General features: G+C 57.4%; 20 protein-coding genes. 11 read left to right on the forward strand and 9 right to left on the reverse strand.

All coding sequences use genetic code 11. From position 1 onward, the window contains the following. Positions 1 to 550 precede the first annotated feature (550 nt). Entirely contained in the window at positions 551 to 1372 is an 822-nt protein-coding gene (locus GOV88_RS07025; protein ID WP_171239972.1) for an MBL fold metallo-hydrolase, read from the forward strand. Positions 1373 to 1410: 38 nt separating this feature from the next. Further along, positions 1411 to 2862: an FAD-binding oxidoreductase gene (locus GOV88_RS07030; protein ID WP_171239973.1), complete on the forward strand. Its 1452-nt coding sequence runs from the start codon at positions 1411 to 1413 to the stop codon at positions 2860 to 2862. Here GOV88_RS07030 and GOV88_RS07035 read toward each other — a convergent pair whose 3' ends face one another. The 3 genes from GOV88_RS07035 to GOV88_RS20605 all read right to left on the reverse strand — a co-directional run bounded on the left by GOV88_RS07035 (position 2863) and on the right by GOV88_RS20605 (position 4269). Continuing rightward, a complete protein-coding gene (locus GOV88_RS07035; protein WP_171125662.1) occupies positions 2863 to 3345 on the reverse strand; it encodes a fasciclin domain-containing protein in 483 nt (160 codons plus the stop codon). Between the two features lie 169 nt (positions 3346 to 3514). After that, positions 3515 to 4054, reverse strand: a complete 540-nt coding sequence (locus tag GOV88_RS07040; protein WP_171121877.1) for an adenine phosphoribosyltransferase — start codon at positions 4052 to 4054, stop codon at positions 3515 to 3517. Positions 4055 to 4134: 80 nt separating this feature from the next. Further along, entirely contained in the window at positions 4135 to 4269 is a 135-nt protein-coding gene (locus tag GOV88_RS20605; protein ID WP_255431662.1) for a hypothetical protein, read from the reverse strand. 106 nt (positions 4270 to 4375) lie between these two features. Here GOV88_RS20605 and GOV88_RS07045 point away from each other — a divergent pair, with 106 nt between their 5' ends. Continuing rightward, positions 4376 to 4549, forward strand: coding sequence for a hypothetical protein (locus GOV88_RS07045; RefSeq protein ID WP_219635839.1), 174 nt, complete (start codon positions 4376 to 4378; stop codon positions 4547 to 4549). Positions 4550 to 4553: 4 nt separating this feature from the next. Here GOV88_RS07045 and GOV88_RS07050 read toward each other — a convergent pair whose 3' ends face one another. Next, the gene (locus GOV88_RS07050) at positions 4554 to 5183 is read right to left on the reverse strand and encodes a LysE family translocator (protein WP_171239974.1); all 630 of its coding nucleotides are present in this window, start codon (positions 5181 to 5183) and stop codon (positions 4554 to 4556) included. A gap of 52 nt (positions 5184 to 5235) precedes the next feature. Beyond that, positions 5236 to 6252: a DUF418 domain-containing protein gene (locus GOV88_RS07055; RefSeq protein ID WP_171239975.1), complete on the reverse strand. Its 1017-nt coding sequence runs from the start codon at positions 6250 to 6252 to the stop codon at positions 5236 to 5238. Positions 6253 to 6489: 237 nt separating this feature from the next. Between GOV88_RS07055 and GOV88_RS07060 the strand changes: the two genes are divergently transcribed. Continuing rightward, the gene (locus tag GOV88_RS07060; protein ID WP_171239976.1) at positions 6490 to 7347 is read left to right on the forward strand and encodes an alpha/beta hydrolase; all 858 of its coding nucleotides are present in this window, start codon (positions 6490 to 6492) and stop codon (positions 7345 to 7347) included. A gap of 3 nt (positions 7348 to 7350) precedes the next feature. Here the strand turns inward: GOV88_RS07060 and GOV88_RS07065 are convergent, their stop codons facing one another. Together GOV88_RS07065 and GOV88_RS07070 are read right to left on the reverse strand one after the other, a co-directional pair. Then, positions 7351 to 8223 (reverse strand): S-methyl-5'-thioadenosine phosphorylase, encoded by an 873-nt coding sequence (locus tag GOV88_RS07065; RefSeq protein ID WP_171239977.1) that lies wholly within the window; start codon positions 8221 to 8223, stop codon positions 7351 to 7353. 72 nt (positions 8224 to 8295) lie between these two features. Beyond that, entirely contained in the window at positions 8296 to 8856 is a 561-nt protein-coding gene (locus tag GOV88_RS07070) for a hypothetical protein (RefSeq protein WP_171239978.1), read from the reverse strand. 167 nt (positions 8857 to 9023) lie between these two features. Here GOV88_RS07070 and GOV88_RS07075 point away from each other — a divergent pair, with 167 nt between their 5' ends. After that, complete coding sequence (locus GOV88_RS07075; protein WP_171125652.1) at positions 9024 to 10658, forward strand: SulP family inorganic anion transporter; 1635 nt, start codon at positions 9024 to 9026, stop codon at positions 10656 to 10658. Positions 10659 to 10797: 139 nt separating this feature from the next. Here the strand turns inward: GOV88_RS07075 and GOV88_RS07080 are convergent, their stop codons facing one another. After that, complete coding sequence (locus GOV88_RS07080; RefSeq protein ID WP_171121884.1) at positions 10798 to 11403, reverse strand: flavin reductase family protein; 606 nt, start codon at positions 11401 to 11403, stop codon at positions 10798 to 10800. Between the two features lie 72 nt (positions 11404 to 11475). Between GOV88_RS07080 and GOV88_RS07085 the strand changes: the two genes are divergently transcribed. The 5 genes from GOV88_RS07085 to GOV88_RS07105 all read left to right on the forward strand — a co-directional run bounded on the left by GOV88_RS07085 (position 11476) and on the right by GOV88_RS07105 (position 14521). Beyond that, complete coding sequence (locus tag GOV88_RS07085) at positions 11476 to 11970, forward strand: GNAT family N-acetyltransferase (protein ID WP_171121885.1); 495 nt, start codon at positions 11476 to 11478, stop codon at positions 11968 to 11970. A 53-nt stretch (positions 11971 to 12023) separates the two neighbouring features. Further along, positions 12024 to 12767 (forward strand): EcsC family protein, encoded by a 744-nt coding sequence (locus GOV88_RS07090; RefSeq protein ID WP_171125646.1) that lies wholly within the window; start codon positions 12024 to 12026, stop codon positions 12765 to 12767. Between the two features lie 121 nt (positions 12768 to 12888). Continuing rightward, entirely contained in the window at positions 12889 to 13353 is a 465-nt protein-coding gene (locus tag GOV88_RS07095; protein WP_171239979.1) for an NUDIX hydrolase, read from the forward strand. A 71-nt stretch (positions 13354 to 13424) separates the two neighbouring features. Then, on the forward strand, positions 13425 to 13880 hold the full coding sequence (locus tag GOV88_RS07100; protein WP_171239980.1) for a DUF1178 family protein: 456 nt from the start codon (positions 13425 to 13427) through the stop codon (positions 13878 to 13880). A 2-nt stretch (positions 13881 to 13882) separates the two neighbouring features. After that, entirely contained in the window at positions 13883 to 14521 is a 639-nt protein-coding gene (locus tag GOV88_RS07105; RefSeq protein ID WP_171239981.1) for an SDR family NAD(P)-dependent oxidoreductase, read from the forward strand. Here the strand turns inward: GOV88_RS07105 and GOV88_RS07110 are convergent. Beyond that, positions 14518 to 14871 (reverse strand): hypothetical protein, encoded by a 354-nt coding sequence (locus tag GOV88_RS07110; protein ID WP_171121890.1) that lies wholly within the window; start codon positions 14869 to 14871, stop codon positions 14518 to 14520. The two genes, GOV88_RS07105 and GOV88_RS07110, sit on opposite strands and share 4 nt — an antisense overlap. Positions 14872 to 15036: 165 nt before the next feature. Here GOV88_RS07110 and GOV88_RS07115 point away from each other — a divergent pair, with 165 nt between their 5' ends. Continuing rightward, positions 15037 to 16275, forward strand: coding sequence for an aspartate kinase (locus tag GOV88_RS07115; RefSeq protein ID WP_171239982.1), 1239 nt, complete (start codon positions 15037 to 15039; stop codon positions 16273 to 16275). Positions 16276 to 16320 lie beyond the last annotated feature (45 nt).

Here is a 16320-nt window from a genome sequence, read left to right on the forward strand (position 1 = left end):
AAACCCTCTCTTATCAAATCGACCTAAAATGTCCCATTGGCGCTGACGTCAGACACGCGGCACTTGCCCAATACCCGACGATTTTCTCGACATACGTCCAATTCGTAACTTGTTTGCACGAAGCTGGTGAAGAGCAGGCGTGTGCTGTGGCGAAGCGTGAGCTTTTTGCAAGGGAGCCGGACGCCTAGGTCAGCAGATACCGATCGTTGTTTCTGCAAAACCGGAACTACAACCGTCATGCTGATAGGATTGATGAGCGAATACGCGCAGCTGGAATTCCGGAATAAGTGAGACTGGCACTGTTGAAGCGTCCCTTGCCGCCTATCCAGCGGCGACTGGCCGTTCAGGGTAGAATTTGGCGTTCGCGCTTGGGGCGTTGTCTTAGCGATCGCATTCAAGGGCGATGGTTTCTCGACGTTAGGGGAAGTGTACCGATCGAACGGGGTAGGGGGCGCTGCCCCCGTCGCGGCAAGCGGCACCTCCCCCGAAGTATTTTTGAACAGAAGAATAAGGGGCATGACTTGGCGAACGCTTGCGCTACAATCAAGTCATGCGTTGGACGGTAGCAGCGGCATTGTTGGTGATCTCGGGTGGGGCGGCGGCGCAGGAGCGGCGGCCCAGCCACTGTATTGCCATCGCCGATGCGGCGCCGGGAATTGAATACGTTCATAAGGCTTCGTGGCAGGACCCGGTTCCCGAATTTTCGGTTCGGATCAGCTATGTCGCTCATGCCTCTTTCCTGATTCAGACGCAGGGCGGATTGAACGCGGTGACGGATTTCACCGGCTTCATTGGCGGTGCTGATCTGATTCCTGACATTGTCACCATGAATCACGCCCACAGCACCCACTGGACCGCTCATCCTGATCCAGCCATTCCGTACGTTCTGCCCGGTTGGGGAGAGTTCGGGCAAGGTATCGACCATTACCTTGATCTGGGTGAGATGCTGGTGCGCAATGTCTCAACCGACATCCGCTCGGCCTATAGTGGTATCGAAGAACTTGGCAATTCGATCTTCGTATTCGAGGTTGAAGGGCTGTGCATCGGGCATCTGGGTCATCTGCATCATGTTCCGTCAGACGAACAATTCGCGGCACTGGGCAGGTTGGATGTGGTAATGGCCGCCGTGGATGGTGGTACGACCATGCCATTGCCGGATATGATCCAGGTGCTGAAACGGTTGAAAAGCTCGGTCATTATTCCGATGCACTGGTTTTCGGGCTTTTCGCTGGATCGGTTTCTGGTCGATATTCGCGATGAATTCCCTGTGCAGCGGGACGGGGTTTCGGAAATTACAGTGTCTTTGAAGACACTTCCCGACCGGCCAACCGTTGTTGTTCTGGAGCCGCAATACCTGATCGATCTGGAATAGGGCTTGTGGCGCAGGCGCGGCTTGGGCATGGAAAGGGCATGAGACTGCAACCGGCAGATGATACCTTTGCCCATCGCATTCGCGCCGCTTTGGGTGACGATGTGCTGCGACCCGTATCCCAACGATATGTTGAGGAACCTCGCCGCCGGTTCCACGGTAAGGCCGGGCTGTTGGCCCTGCCGCGGTCGGTCCAGGAGGTTTCGACTTTGGTCCGGTTGGCGTCAGAGGCGACTGTACCGGTAGTTCCGTATGGTGGCGGGACGGGGCTGGTTGGTGGCCAGATCATGCCCGACGGCCCGGCCCCGTTGCTTGTTTCGCTGGAGCGGATGTCCGCCATCCGAGCCGTGTATCCTGCTGAAAATCTGATGATTTCCGAGGCGGGCGCAATTCTGGCAGATGTTCAATTGGCTGCGCAGCGTCAGAATCGTATTTTTCCACTGTCGCTGGCGGCGCAGGGGTCTTGCAGGATTGGTGGGAACCTTGCAACCAACGCGGGCGGGGTCAATGTGCTGCGCTACGGCAATGCGCGTGATCTATGTCTGGGTCTGGAGGCCGTCTTGCCGAACGGCGAGATTTGGAATGGCCTAAGCCGCCTGCGGAAAGACAACACCGGGTACGACCTGCGCAATCTGCTGATCGGGGCCGAGGGTACGCTGGGGATCATCACGGCAGCATCGCTTAAGCTGTTTCCGCGTCCGGCAGCCACTGGAACTGCGATGGTGCAGGTGGCCTCACCCGAAGCGGCGATTGATCTGCTGGCCTTGGCCCGAGACCAGATGGGCGACAGCGTCAGCGCGTTTGAGTTGATCCACCGCCAGGGTTTGCAATTCCTGTCCGAGGTTTTGTCCGACATCCGACAGCCGTTCACCGCGCATCCTGAGTGGTCTGTATTAATCGAGGTCGGGTTGTCTGCCGGACAGTCACCAACAGATGCACTTGAAACGCTCTATGAAGCAGCGGATGCGCGAAATTTAGTTGTGGATGCGGTGATCGCACAGAGTGAAGCGCAGCGCATGGACCTTTGGTCTGTTCGCGAACATATACCTGAGGCCAACAGGTTAATCGGGTCGGTGTCCAGCCACGATATCTCGGTCCCGATCGCTGAGATACCTGAGTTTATTCGCAGAGGCGCGGGTGTGATCGAAAAGATAGGTCGCTTTCGCATCAACTGCTTTGGGCATCTGGGCGACGGCAACCTGCATTACAACGTCTTCCCTACGCAGGGACGTGACCGATCAGAATTTGATGGGGTGAGAGTCGAAATCAAAGGCGCGGTCCATGACCTTGTGCACGCGTTCGGTGGATCCGTGAGCGCGGAGCATGGCGTAGGGCGTCTGAAAGTGGGGGATCTGGAAAGATACGGAGACCCGGTCAAGCTGGACGCGATGCGCGCCATAAAGGCGGCGCTTGATCCGAAAGGGATCATGAACCCCGGTGCGGTGTTGAAGACGTTAGAGCGGCCCGGGATCACCCGGACCGCTAGAAGGTAATTACGAGTCGGGCAGAATGACCTTGTCGATCACATGGATCACGCCGTTCGACGTTTCGATATCCGCCTGAACGACCGATGCGTCATTGATCATGACGCCATTGTCCAGGTCGATCGTAACCTCTCCGCCTTGGACTGTGGCGGCCTTCATATCATCGGACAGGTCCCCTGACATGACTTTGCCGGGAACCACGTGGTAGGTGAGGATGGCAACCAGTTGGTCTTTATTTTCGGGCTTGAGCAAGGTTTCAACCGTGCCCTCGGGCAGGGCTGCAAAGGCCTCGTCAGTTGGCGCGAATACCGTGAAGGGGCCTTCGCCCTTCAGGGTATCGACCAGTTCAGCCGCCTGAACCGCAGCGACAAGAGTTTCAAAGCTGCCGGCACCGACGGCTGTGTCAACGATGTCTTTCGAGTGACCATCCGCGAAAGCGATTGATGAGACGAACAGGCTTGCTACGCCAGCGATTGCGAGTTTGCGAAACATGATAGACTTTCCCTTGTTGGCATGCCTTCAGCGGCATCAACAGGGGTACGGTGAACCCTCGAAACAGGATCATTGAATATGTCTATCTTGTCGGGTTGATCTAGGGCAGGCCGGCGCTAAGCCAGCCTGAGCTGAAGTTTCCACTCACGATTCTGTGATCGGTTGACCGCTAAAGCCCTTCGAATTCGCATAGAACGTGCACATCCATACCCATGTCTTCCAGCACTTTGCGGCCCCCCAATTCGGGAAGGTCGATGATGAACGAGCACGAAACGATCTCACCGCCCAGCCGCTCGATCAGCTTGATACCGGCTGCGGCGGTTCCGCCAGTTGCCAGAAGATCGTCCACAACCAGGATCTTTTCGCCGGGCTGGATGGCATCATCGTGGATTTCGACAATCGCCTCGCCGTATTCCAGCTTATAATCTTGGCTGATTGTGGTCCCCGGCAGCTTGCCCTTTTTTCGGATCGGCACAAAGCCAACGCTAAGTTGGTGTGCGATTGCCCCACCCAGAATGAAGCCGCGTGCCTCAAGCCCGACGACCTTGTCGATCTGTTCGCCTGCATAGGGGTGCAGCATCTGGTCGATGGCCATGCGGAACCCGCGAGGGTCAGCAAACAGCGTCGTGACATCGCGGAACATGATCCCTTCATGCGGGAAATCAACGATTGTTCGTATGTAATCCTTGACCGACTTGTTTCTGGACATGTCCAACCCCTTTGGCGTGAAAACACGCTGGGCTGTTTGGCCCATTGGCATCGGTCATGCAAGAAAAGATTGCCGCCGCATTACTTGCGGTTTTTCGAAACCGAGTTCGGCAACCCGTAATAACGATACAATGCGGCAGGCAGCCACGAGAGGTGAGGTTTGCGCCAGTTACGCTGATCTCGCAACAGAAATGCCTGAGCTGCGTGAAGGTTCATTGCCATAATCCTATTTTGTTGTTAGTTGCTCGATAACTACATCTTCTATGCTATGTATATACAATGCATCGCTTAAAGAATCAAGGTTTTGATGGGGACAAAGCGCGTGGGAAAGAAAGACGGCAAGGGTTCTACCAAGAAAAACAGTCAGTTGGTCTTGCGCCTGGATAAGGATGAACGCGACGCTTTTGTCGAGTTGTGCAAGGAATTGGATACGTCGGCCGCACGGGAAATCCGTCGGTTCATTCGCGGCTTCATGAAGGAAAACGCCAGCGACTGACGGGTCAGGCCGGGCGTCGTAATATCGCGGTCGCCACACCCATACCGATTAATGTCAATCCGCCGAACCGTGTAATTGCGGTGATGACGCCCGCGCGTCCGATCATAACGCGCAACCGATCAGCCAACAGCGCATAGGCCAGCGCGTTGAGCCAGGCCAAGCCCACGAAGGTGGCGATCAGAATTGCGAACTGAGGGCCCAAAGGCTCTGACGGGCGCAGAAATTGCGGCACGAACGCAATAAAGAATGCGATGGACTTGGGGTTCAGGGCGGTGACGGCGGCGGCATGGCCAAACACGCTGCGCGCCGTGACATCCCGCCCAGATTCCACGGTTTCCAGCCCGCCAGACGGGGCGCTGCGCAGCAGTTTTGTCCCCAGCCAAACCAGATACGCCGCGCCAACCCATTTCAGAACAGAAAATAGTGTAGCTGAGGCCAGAACCAGCGCGCCCAGTCCAAGCAACGAGGCCGTCATTGCCACAAGATCCCCCAGCGCCACACCAGTGGCCGATGCAACGGCGACGCTTCGACCTTTTGACAAAGCGTAGCTGAGAACCAGCAGAACAGTCGGTCCAGGGATCAGCAACAGTGCTGTTGATGCAGCGACAAACGCCAGCCAAAGCTCTAGGGACATGAGGGTTCCTTTCGGGACAGTCGTGACACCAAGCCTTGCCCAAGCGCGAAGGTCAAGCCCGGCGAGGCTCGGTAACACGGCGCATCAGCGCTTCAAGCGGGCCGCGTTTGAATTTGCGCGCCCATATCACCGCAAAAACCGATGACACGGCGCAAAACCCAAGCGCATAAGTTACGATTTGCAGCGCGGATAGCGAACCGTTCAGAAGTCCGGCGGCCTCTAGAATGCCCATCCCGATCAGGATATGCGCCATATACAGCGTCAGGCTCATCCGTCCGGGCGTGGTGAGGGCAGGGGCTAGACCGGATTTTTCAATCAGTGGCCAAAGTTTCAAAAGTAACCCGATTGCCATGCAGGATGTGCCACTTCCCGCGAGGATGTAGAACGGCCCCGGCGGAATGGACTCAGTCCCCAGATAGGTCGCAAGTTCGGGGTCAGACACCAGAATCTGAGGGAATGCAGCCAGTACTGCCGTACCAAACCCCCACATGATCAGACGATGCTGAATGCAGATTGTGTTTAGCTCTGACCGACCGATCGCCATTCCAATCAAAAGGAACGCGGCCCAAGGAAGAACGGGGTGCCAGCCGTTGAACAGCGTGTTGCGCAAGAACCCCGACATTGTCCAAAGGTCTGCATATGTCAGCGTGGCCCAATCCCACCCGCGATCATAGTCGAATACGAGGTTCGCCGCGGATGCCAAACCGACGATTACAAGAGCGCCTGCCCATAGGCCGCGTGTTGTCGAGGTCAGAAACGCAGCGCCCACCACGAAATACAGCGCGTAAAAATGCAGTATATCGGCATCGAACACGGCCATGTTGATCAGGCCCAGCACAAACAGAAACGCAGCACGCCGCAGCAGCGCAGAAACCGGGACGCTGGACAGACCCACGCCTACCCCGGCAAGAATGACGAACAGCGCCGCCGCGCGTCCTTCCAGCGCATCGACAAAGGTGGATGCCCAACCATTGCCGGGCGCAACCTGCGCAGCAATGCGGAAATTCACCAATACCATGCCGCAAAATGCAAAAAAGCGAGCGGCGTCCAATGCGTCTAGTCGTTTCATGTCTGTCCTTGCCTCAACAGCCCCTGCTTGTCGCAACTTTGTGGCGCAACTGGGGCTGCGGTCAGTAAACAAATCGGGAGGTCAGCTACGCAGTTTCAATGGTTGACTGCGAATTGGCCGGGCGTCTGGCGTATCGGCAACAGTCTAAAGATTGCATTAAGCCGCGCGCCTGAACCTTGAAACGAGCGGCAGCTCCCCCAAACTCAGATCATCCGGCACCTAACCGGGAGGAGAGCAATGACCGACACGCACAACGAAACCGCGACTGTGTTCAAGCGCGAGGGAAGGTCCGCAGTATTCAAGAGCGTTCTGATTTTGGCGGTCGTCCTTGGTGCAGCGGTCTACGCTGGCATCGTTGGGTATATGTACCTCAACCAGCAATCTCTGCTGTTCAAGCCGGACGGAGACCTGCCAGAGCCCCGCGCAGTCGGTCTGGCGGATGTGGATGTGATCTCACTCCCGATGGCAGACGGCGCAGTCCTGACAGCGTGGAGCGCGCCTCCGGCAACAGAAGGCGCGCCGACGGTCCTGTTTTTTCATGGCCAGACCGGAAATTTGGGGGATCGTGCGGATCGCATGCGCGAGATTCTCAATAGCGGCTTTGGTCTGTTCGCCCCCAGCTATCGCGGCTATCCCGGCAGCGAGAGCGAGCCGTCCGAGCCTGCGCTGATAGCGGACGCAATCCAGATGTACGACAAATTGGCGGGCGAGGGCGCGGATGTCGTGCTGCATGGCCAAAGCCTTGGCACGGGTGTTGCCGCAGCCGTGGCGGAACAGCGTCCCAATGCGAAACTCTTGGTGTTGGAGGCACCATTTACTGCAACTGTCGACGTGGCCGCAGAACGGTATCCGTTCCTTCCGGTTTCTCTTTTGATGAAAGATCAGTTCGCGACCCGAGACTTAATCGACCGCGTTACCGTGCCCACCCTGATCTTTCACGGAACAGAAGATGAAACGGTTCCGTTGCATCACGGTCAGGCACTGGCTGACATGGCAGGCGACACCGCGCAGCTTCACGTTATCCCGGAGGGCAGCCATAACGACCTTTGGTCCCACGGGCTGTGGGATGAAGTTCAGCAAACGCTGGCGCAATAAGCGTCAGAGCACGCGCCCGGCAACGGCATCCAGCTTGGCAAGCAACGCCGGGTCGCGTTTGTCAGGCGCAGTTAGGATGGCGTATTCCAGTGCCCGGTCACATCCGTGCGGACATGGTGCGCGCTGGGCCCCCAGCAGGTTCGGCAGACCTTTGACCAACGCGCGGCCTTTCTCGGCATTGCCTGTCAGCGTTGCGATAATTGATGTCACGTCGACCTCACCATGGTCGGGGTGCCAACTGTCATAGTCAGTGACCATCGCGATTGATGCATAACAAAGCTCGGCCTCGCGCGCGAGTTTGGCTTCGGGCATGTTGGTCATGCCGATCACATCGCAGCCCCACTGTTCCCGATACATCTTGGATTCTGCCAGGGTCGAGAATTGCGGTCCTTCCATGGCCAGATAGGTTCCGCCGCGATGGATATTGATACCAGCGGCCTTGCCTGCTGTTTCACACGCATCCGACAGGCGCGGGCAGGTCGGGTGGGCGACACTGACATGGGCGACGCAACCCGAACTGAAGAAGCTTTTTTCTCGTGCAAAGGTCCGATCAATGAACTGATCGACGATCACGAAATCGCCCGGCGCCATTTGTTCGCGGAACGACCCGCAGGCAGATACCGAGATCAAATCCGTCACGCCCAGACGTTTCAGCGCGTCGATATTGGCGCGATAAGGCACATCGGTTGGCGAATGAACGTGACCCCGCCCGTGACGGGGCAGAAATGCCATGCCCACGCCACACAACGATCCGGTCAGGATTTGATCTGAAGGGTCACCCCAAGGGGTTTCAACGGTGACCCATTCGGCATTCTCCAGCCCGTCGATGTCGTAGATGCCTGATCCGCCAATGACTGCAATCTTGGTTTGGGTCACGTGAATTCTCCGGTTGAGGTGGCTGCATCTGGATTTGTGGGCTGTGTCGTTCTGATTGACAAGAGGGAATGCCTAATGCTGTGACGTCAACAGGTTACGAGCTTGCGCCTGCTGTTGAAAATCCTGCCAGGCTGCGTCGAATTCTTGCAACGGCCAAGTCAGGTCCTGCGCCTGCCCGTGCCGGTCGCGGAAAACAAAGCGATATTCAACGCCCTCCAGCATCGCCCGAACGATTTCATCTGCGCGCGGCCCTTTGAACGTGCAGCCAAGCCCAGTCAGGCAGCCCGGCCTGCGCGTACGCCAAGCAACGCCCTGTTCTCGATCAATGCGAAAGCCCGAGTGCGAGAACAGCGTACCCGGTTCAATACCAAACTCGATTTCCACGCCGTCGGGGGCCGGTGTGATGAATATGTACTGCGCCCCGAAATTTGGGCGATAGGAAAAGACCTCGGCGCGCCGGATGTAGCACCGCTGTTTCAAGGCACCGTATTCTTCGCGTTCATCGCAGATCGAATTCCAAACGCCGTGGGATTCGAAATGCGTTACACGCCAATTGCTGGCAGTGTCATTGCCCTGCAGGTCTTGTGCAAGCACAGTGATCGGGGCCAGTAGGAAAAGGATCAACCATCGCATGCCGCATAGGTGCCTGCGGTGGTTCAACTGTTCAATTCACGACTTTGCGAGATACCTGATATGCGCCTGGCGCATACCAGCCTCCCACTGGACGCGGTGGCTTTGCGGGGCAATGCCGGGTAGAAGACCCCTTTCGCGCGAACAGATCAGACCGACAGGACCATCCAATGCCCCGAGCTATGCTGGCAAGCTTTGCCTCTCGAATTGCAAAACCCGACCTGCGTTGGGTGCCGGACGAGGGTCTAACGGTCTCGCGGTTGCGGATTGAGCTGTTGTCCGGCCTTACGGTCGCGTTGGCTTTGGTTCCCGAGGCGGTGGCATTCGCGTTTGTCGCCGGCGTGCACCCGCTGGTGGGGCTTTACGCGGCCTTCATGGTGGGCCTGATCACGGCGCTGATCGGTGGCCGACCCGGTATGATTTCAGGTGCGACTGGTGCTTTGGCCGTTGTGATGGTGGCGCTGGTGGCTGAACATGGGGTGGAATACCTGTTCGCGACGGTGGTCTTGATGGGCATTCTGCAAATGATTGCCGGGGCTATGCACTGGGGCCGGTTTATCCGACTGGTCCCGCACCCGGTCATGCTGGGCTTTGTGAATGGTCTGGCAATTGTCATCTTTCTGGCGCAGTTGGGCCAGTTCAAAGTGCCCGGTACAATGGAGAACACCGGCCATGGCGTTGGCGGCGGAGAGTGGCTCTCGGGCCTCCAACTCTATACCATGTTGGGGCTTGTGGCGCTGACCATGGCGGTGATCTGGATCATGCCACGCATTACCCGCGTCGTTCCCGCACCCTTGGCGGGGATTGTCGTGGTGGCCGCTCTGGTGATCGGTTTTGGTCTGGACGTTCCGCGCGTCGGGGATTTGGCGTCGATTGAGGGAGGTCTGCCGCCCTTCCACATTCCGATGGTCCCGCTGAACTGGGAAACATTTGAAATCATTCTGCCCTATGCTGTCATTCTTGCGGCCATTGGCCTGATCGAATCCCTGCTGACCCTGAACCTTGTCGGTGAAATCACCGGAAAACGTGGCGGTGCATCGCAGGAGTGTATCGCTCAGGGCGTCGCGAACGTCGCCACCGGGTTCTTTGGCGGCATGGGCGGCTGCGCGATGATTGGCCAGTCGATGATCAACGTGAAATCTGGTGGCCGCACACGTATCGCCGGGGTCGCTGCGGCCTTGTTCCTGTTGGTCTTCATCCTGTTCGCCTCACCCCTGATTGAGCAGATCCCGCTTGCGGCTCTGGTAGGTGTGATGTTCATGGTTGTGATCGGTACCTTCGCTTGGAACTCGTTCAATATCATGCGCAAGGTGCCGCTGATGGACGCATTCGTCATCGTTCTGGTCACTGTTGTTACGGTTATGGAAGACCTAGCCGTGGCTGTTGTCGTCGGCGTCATTGTTTCGGCTCTGGCCTACGCTTGGAACAACGCAAAGCGCATTCATGCTATCACCCGTGAATCCGAAACCGAAAAAGGTGCGAAGGTCTATGAAATCCAGGGCCCGCTTTTCTTCGGGTCTTCCGATGGGTTCGTCGAACTGTTCGATGTTCCAAATGACCCGGAAACGGTCATTGTAGATTTTGCCGAAAGCCGTGTCGTTGACCAGTCGGCATTGCAGGCCATCGAGAACATCGCAGCCAAATACGAGGCAGCCGGCAAGCGCGTGATGCTGCGCCATCTCAGCCGCGACTGTCACAAACTGCTGAACAAGGCAGGTCACCTGATGGTCGATAGCGACGATGACCCGGATTACGAAATCGCAGTAGACTATTCTGTCCGAACTGGAATTCTGGGCGGTCACTGAGTCTTCTGCGAGGCTCTGCCTCGCGCTCCGGGATATTTCTAGCCAGATGAAGTACGGATCCCCCGCTTCATCTGGCTAGAAATATCCCGGGGGAGTCGCCCTGCAAGGGCGGCGGGGGCAGAGCCCCCTTGTTGCGCGTTCAGTCATCCGGTCGATTCAGCGAGAAAAGGTCGGTGACCACCGAATAGTCGCGATACCCCAGCCGGGCCAGGGGTTGGAAGGATGTGACATCGAACAGTCCGTCTTTCAGACAATCGTCGCGCAGGTGGATTCCGGTAACTTCCCCAAACACAACGCGATTTGCCTCGCCGGGGAGCGTCACGATTTGGGTGAGCTTGCATTCCAACGCCGCAGGCGCGTCCGCAACACGGGCGCAAGGGATCGTTTCGCACTCTATCGGTGTAAGTCCTGCGTGCTCGAATTCGTCAACGTGTTTCGCGAGCCCGGCTGAGCTGGCGTTCATTGCGTCTTTGTGTGCATGAGCAACCACATTGACGCAGAAGAACCCTGTAGCCTCGATATTCGCGACGCTGTCTTTTCCACCATCCTGATCATGTTTTGTGCCCGTTGTTGCGAACATCACCTGCGGGGGCGTGTAGGCAACCCCGTTAAAGAACGAGTAGGGCGCAAGGTTGTTTATCCCGTCGACGTCTCGCGAAGAAATCCATCCGATGGGCCGCGGGGTTATGATGGCATTGAAGGGGTTATGTGGCAGGCCGTGGCCGTCTTCGGGGCGATAGAACATGTGGTCTCCAAGCATTTGCCCAAGGCGTAACGAAGTGTTAGGCCAAATTCCAGCAAGGAAAAGAGGGCAGGCGTGCAGCAATTCGGGATCAGGCCGGAAGAGCCGGACGATTGGTGGGAGGTCGAGGCGCTTTATGACCTGTGTTTTGCGCCTGGCCGCGAGGCGCTGTCGTCTTATCGGCTGCGCGATGATGTCCCGCCGGTTTCGGGACTTTCCTTGGTGGCACGCGACGCGCAGGGTATTCTGGCGGGCGCGATCCGGTTTTGGCCCGTGCATGTGGGAGGTCACGACGCATTGCTGTTGGGCCCCGTCGCAGTTCACCCGACCCATCAGGGAGAGGGCCTTGGCGGTTTTCTGATCCACGAAGGGTTGCAGGCCGGGCGCGACAAGGGCTGGCAGAGGGTTATGTTGGTCGGAGATGCCCCATATTACGCGCGCTTTGGATTCTCGCGTCTGAATGGGGTGGAAATGCCGCCCCCTACCAACCCTGACCGTGTATTGGGCGCAGAGTTGGAACCGGGCGTTTGGCGTGGCGTGAGCGGTCCTGTTACACGTTGGACGCGCTGAGCTATTGAATTTGCAAAGCTAAATTCCAATGTTTTTAGGGCAGGAGGGAACGTATGCAGGACGTGGTTCTTGTCGAAAAACTGGATGCAGAAGCCGAACTTGACCGCTTGGCCCGCTACTACAAGTCTGCCGGTGGGCCAGGTATCAAGTTGTTGAACAGCCTCGGGGGATCGGCTGAATCCCTGTTGGAACAATTGCCTGCGTCCGTCAGGCAAGGTTTGACAGGGGCAACTGAGCAGGCGCTTTGGATGGCCATGCATGCGGCGGAAAGCTCTCGTCGGGCGGTGCCGGATCAGCGGCCTTGGGTCAACACGGCGCTGACAACGGCGATGGGTGCGGCCGGAGGGATTGGCGGCGTTTCAACCGCATTGATGGAACTGCCAGCGACAACCACCATGTTATTGCGGGCCATTCAGGGTGCCGCAGCGCAAGAGGGTTTTAATCCTTCGGAGGATGGCGTGAAATTCGACTGTGTCCGCGTATTGTCCGCTGCTGGTCCGCTGTCTTTTGACGATGGCGCGGATCTTGGTTTTTTCTCGGTACGGCTGACCCTGACGGGACCCGCGATGCAGCGGTTGATCGCTGCTGTTGCGCCAAAATTGTCCGTTGTCTTGGGACAGAAGTTGGCAGCGCAGTCTGTTCCTGTTCTGGGGGCGATTGCGGGGGGAGGGACAAATTTTGTCTACACCCGGTATTACCAACAGATTGCGCGTGTTCATTTTGGCTTGCGGCGTTTGGCGCTGGATGCCGACATTCCGCATGATGATCTGCTCCGAAAGCTGGCGGCTCGTATGTAATTTCCCGTAAGTGCTTGGAATAAAACACTTCATGTGGTAGGGTTGTTGCCAAGTCCCACCAAATAAGCGTCAAAGCGCAAAGGGGCTTGCGGAGACGGAGGCAGACGACGGGCGGCAAAGCGTGATCGAGCACAGGCTTTGGAAGCAAAATCAACAACTCACCGGACATGGTCCGGTCAAAAGGCAGTCGGCTGCCTTGTGCTATCGTGTTCTGGAAAACGGCCCTGAGGTCCTGCTTGTGACAACGCGCAAGTCAGGCCGTTGGATCATACCCAAGGGTGGGCTGATTGATGGATTATCGCCGTCAGCCACGGCGCGACAGGAAGCGTGGGAAGAGGCGGGGGCAATCGGCGACTGCACGCCCGACGTGATCGGAAATTTCTTGTATTACAAAAACCGGCGCCGGAAAGGGCCGGTGTTATGTGTGGTGGACGTGTTTCCGCTTTTGGTCCGTTCCACGGCGGCGTTTTATCCTGAATGCCATGAGCGTCAGCGCGCGTGGCTATCGCCGCAAAAGGCTGCCAGTCGGGTTCGTTCACCTGATCTTGCCCAATTGTTACGCAAGGTAGCCCTGTTTGCACACTGACGCGGGTTTAACGACCCTTGCTATTGGCTTGCGGGTCAGTATCTATTTTGCAATCGAACTTTGGATGGATCATGATTCAATACGCGTTGAAGTGCAGCAAGGGACACTCCTTTGATAGTTGGTTTCAGTCGGCCACAGCTTACGACAAGTTGGCAGCCGCCGGTATGATGACCTGTGCTGTTTGCGGCGATGCGCAGGTTGAGAAGGCGATCATGACCCCGCGCGTTCGTTCTGCCCGCAGTGTTGAGGCACGGACCGAAACGGCGGCCCCATCCGAAGACGCCGTGAACATGACCAGCCCGACCCCGGAGGTTGAGCAGGCTCTGAGCGAGTTGCGGCGCAAGGTCGAAGAAAATTCGGATTACGTCGGCAAGGACTTTGCAAGCGAAGCCCGGAAAATGCATCTGGGCGACGCACCAGAGAGGTCGATCTATGGCGAGGCGAAGCCGGAAGAGGCCAAAGCCCTGATCGAAGATGGGGTGCCGGTCGCACCGCTTCTTTTCATGCCCAGCCGAAAGACGAACTGATCATGCATATCGTGATTACCGGAGCCAACCGGGGCATCGGAAAGACACTTGCCGGCCGGTATCGGGCGCAGGGCCATGACGTGACAGGAACCGCTCGGGACGGCAGCGCCGAGGTGGTGCTGGATGTGACCGACACCGGTCACCATGCGGATATGGCTGCGCAATTGGGCGATCAGCCTGTTGACCTTTTGATCTGCAATGCCGGAGTGTATCTGGACAAGGCGGAACGCATTGATGGTTATCCCGCCGAGATGTGGGCGCAGACATTTGCGGCGAATGTGACCGGTGTTTTCCTGACCGTTCAGTCTTTGCTGCCCAATCTTCGCGCATCGCAAGGCAAAATCGCGATCCTGTCCTCGCAAATGGCGTCACATACGCGAGCACCGGGAGGTAGCTATATCTATCGCGCGTCGAAAGCGGCCGCGCTCAATCTGGGGCGTAACCTTGCCGCAGACCTGCGCGGCGACGGGATTGCTGTGGGTATATATCATCCGGGCTGGGTACAGACGGATATGGGCGGTGCTGCGGCTGCGATCACGGTAGATGAGGCTGCGGATGGTCTGGTTGACCGTTTTGCAGCCCTGTCTCTGGATACTTCGGGATGTTTTGAGACCTATGAAGGTCAGCCGCACGATTACTAATTATTCAAAGCGGCTTTGGGGAGTTCGTACACCTCTCCCGGCTCAACAAAAATGACCATGATGTCGCCCCGCGTTTCATAGCTGAGCTTGGCGGTTGAATTGGTCGAATCCGGGATGCCATCCGTGAAATAGATGTTGCGCACCTCGCCATTGCCCATGCCTACCGCCAGCGTTGCACCGCCATCGTCACGGCGCCTAAGCTCGGCGTTGCAGCTACGCAGGGCGTCGCCTGCAATGGTCGCGCAAGGGATGGTGCCCAAAGAGTTCTTGCCGTCGGTTCCGGCCAGAGTGGTTTCCTGTGCTAGCGCGGGCGTTGCAAGGACAGCTAAAGCGAAGACGAAACGTGGCATGGGGAACCCCTTGGTAAATCTGATGTTGGCAAGCTGACACCCCCGTGATCCGATGTAAAGCGATCGAGCGCAAGGACCTAAACGGTTTTGAACACTTGCCCTTGGGCCCCCCCTGACATAAGACGCACGAAACCTGAATTCCAAGGCGCGGAGACACTAGCCCCCATGCCCGTACTCGTGATGAAATTCGGCGGCACGTCGGTCGCCAATCTGGACCGCATTCGCCGCGCGGCGAAACGCATCGGCGTTGAAGTGGCCAAGGGATATGATGTGATTGTCATCGTGTCGGCCATGTCAGGCAAAACCAACGAGTTGGTTGGCTGGGTGAACGAAACATCTCCGCTGTTTGATGCACGCGAATATGATGCGGTTGTGTCTTCGGGCGAAAACGTCACCGCAGGTTTGATGGCTCTGACGTTGCAGGAAATGGATATTCCGGCGCGCAGCTGGCAGGGCTGGCAGGTTCCGCTGATGACGACCAGCGCCCACAGTCAGGCCCGGATCGAGGAAATCCCGACCGAGAACCTGACCCAGAAATTCGACGAGGGTATGAAAGTCGCCGTCGTCGCCGGGTTCCAGGGTATCAGCCCCGAAGGGCGTATCACCACGCTGGGCCGTGGTGGGTCGGACACTACGGCTGTGGCCTTTGCCGCAGCATTTGGGGCCGAGCGTTGCGATATCTACACCGATGTGGATGGCGTCTATACCACCGACCCGCGCATTTGTGAAAAAGCGCGCAAGCTGGATCGAATCTCGTTTGAGGAAATGCTCGAACTGGCCTCCCTGGGGGCCAAGGTTTTGCAGACCCGTTCGGTGGAACTGGCGATGCGCTATAAGGTGAAACTGCGCGTTCTTTCTAGTTTCGAAGAACAATCCGACGAGACCGGTACACTGGTCGTCGATGAGGAGGATATCATGGAATCCAATGTTGTGGCCGGTGTTGCCTATTCCCGTGACGAAGCCAAGATGACTGTCGTGTCCGTGGCCGACCGCCCCGGCATCGCCTCGATCATCTTTACTGCGCTCAGCGATGAAGGCGTGAACGTGGACATGATCGTGCAGAACATCTCTGATGAGGGGCGCACGGACATGACCTTTTCCTGCCCGACCGATCAGGTGGCGCGGGCGGAAAAAGCATTGCTGGCGATTAAGGACGCGGGCGAGTTGAACTACACCGAACTGGTCGCGGATGAAGACGTCTGCAAGGTCTCGGTCGTGGGGATCGGGATGCGGTCGCAATCCGGCGTGGCGGCAAAAATGTTCAAGATACTCTCGGATGAGGGGATCAACATTAAGGTCATCACAACCTCTGAGATTAAAATTTCCGTCCTTGTGGACAGGAAATACATGGAACTTGCGGTTCAGGCACTGCATGATGCCTTTGAACTGGACAAGGCGGCCTGAGCATTTTCTGCCAAGGGTCTCGCCTGACGCACTAATTTGGGTGGG

The sequence above is a fragment of the Ruegeria sp. HKCCA5491 genome (genome assembly GCF_013034565.1).
Taxonomy (GTDB): Bacteria; Pseudomonadota; Alphaproteobacteria; order Rhodobacterales; family Rhodobacteraceae; genus Ruegeria.

Excerpts from the sequence above, each read along its gene's own strand:
- GOV88_RS07025 (WP_171239972.1), top strand. The coding sequence starts at position 551 with ATGCGTTGGACGGTAGCAGCGGCATTGTTGGTGATCTCGGGTGGGGCG.
- GOV88_RS07030 (WP_171239973.1), top strand. The coding sequence starts at position 1,411 with ATGAGACTGCAACCGGCAGATGATACCTTTGCCCATCGCATTCGCGCC.
- GOV88_RS07035 (WP_171125662.1), bottom strand. The coding sequence starts at position 3,345 with ATGTTTCGCAAACTCGCAATCGCTGGCGTAGCAAGCCTGTTCGTCTCA.
- GOV88_RS07040 (WP_171121877.1), bottom strand. The coding sequence starts at position 4,054 with ATGTCCAGAAACAAGTCGGTCAAGGATTACATACGAACAATCGTTGAT.
- GOV88_RS20605 (WP_255431662.1), bottom strand. The coding sequence starts at position 4,269 with ATGAACCTTCACGCAGCTCAGGCATTTCTGTTGCGAGATCAGCGTAAC.
- GOV88_RS07050 (WP_171239974.1), bottom strand. The coding sequence starts at position 5,183 with ATGTCCCTAGAGCTTTGGCTGGCGTTTGTCGCTGCATCAACAGCACTG.
- GOV88_RS07055 (WP_171239975.1), bottom strand. The coding sequence starts at position 6,252 with ATGAAACGACTAGACGCATTGGACGCCGCTCGCTTTTTTGCATTTTGC.
- GOV88_RS07060 (WP_171239976.1), top strand. The coding sequence starts at position 6,490 with ATGACCGACACGCACAACGAAACCGCGACTGTGTTCAAGCGCGAGGGA.
- GOV88_RS07070 (WP_171239978.1), bottom strand. The coding sequence starts at position 8,856 with ATGCGATGGTTGATCCTTTTCCTACTGGCCCCGATCACTGTGCTTGCA.
- GOV88_RS07075 (WP_171125652.1), top strand. The coding sequence starts at position 9,024 with ATGCCCCGAGCTATGCTGGCAAGCTTTGCCTCTCGAATTGCAAAACCC.
- GOV88_RS07080 (WP_171121884.1), bottom strand. The coding sequence starts at position 11,403 with ATGTTCTATCGCCCCGAAGACGGCCACGGCCTGCCACATAACCCCTTC.
- GOV88_RS07090 (WP_171125646.1), top strand. The coding sequence starts at position 12,024 with ATGCAGGACGTGGTTCTTGTCGAAAAACTGGATGCAGAAGCCGAACTT.
- GOV88_RS07100 (WP_171239980.1), top strand. The coding sequence starts at position 13,425 with ATGATTCAATACGCGTTGAAGTGCAGCAAGGGACACTCCTTTGATAGT.
- GOV88_RS07105 (WP_171239981.1), top strand. The coding sequence starts at position 13,883 with ATGCATATCGTGATTACCGGAGCCAACCGGGGCATCGGAAAGACACTT.
- GOV88_RS07110 (WP_171121890.1), bottom strand. The coding sequence starts at position 14,871 with ATGCCACGTTTCGTCTTCGCTTTAGCTGTCCTTGCAACGCCCGCGCTA.
- GOV88_RS07115 (WP_171239982.1), top strand. The coding sequence starts at position 15,037 with ATGCCCGTACTCGTGATGAAATTCGGCGGCACGTCGGTCGCCAATCTG.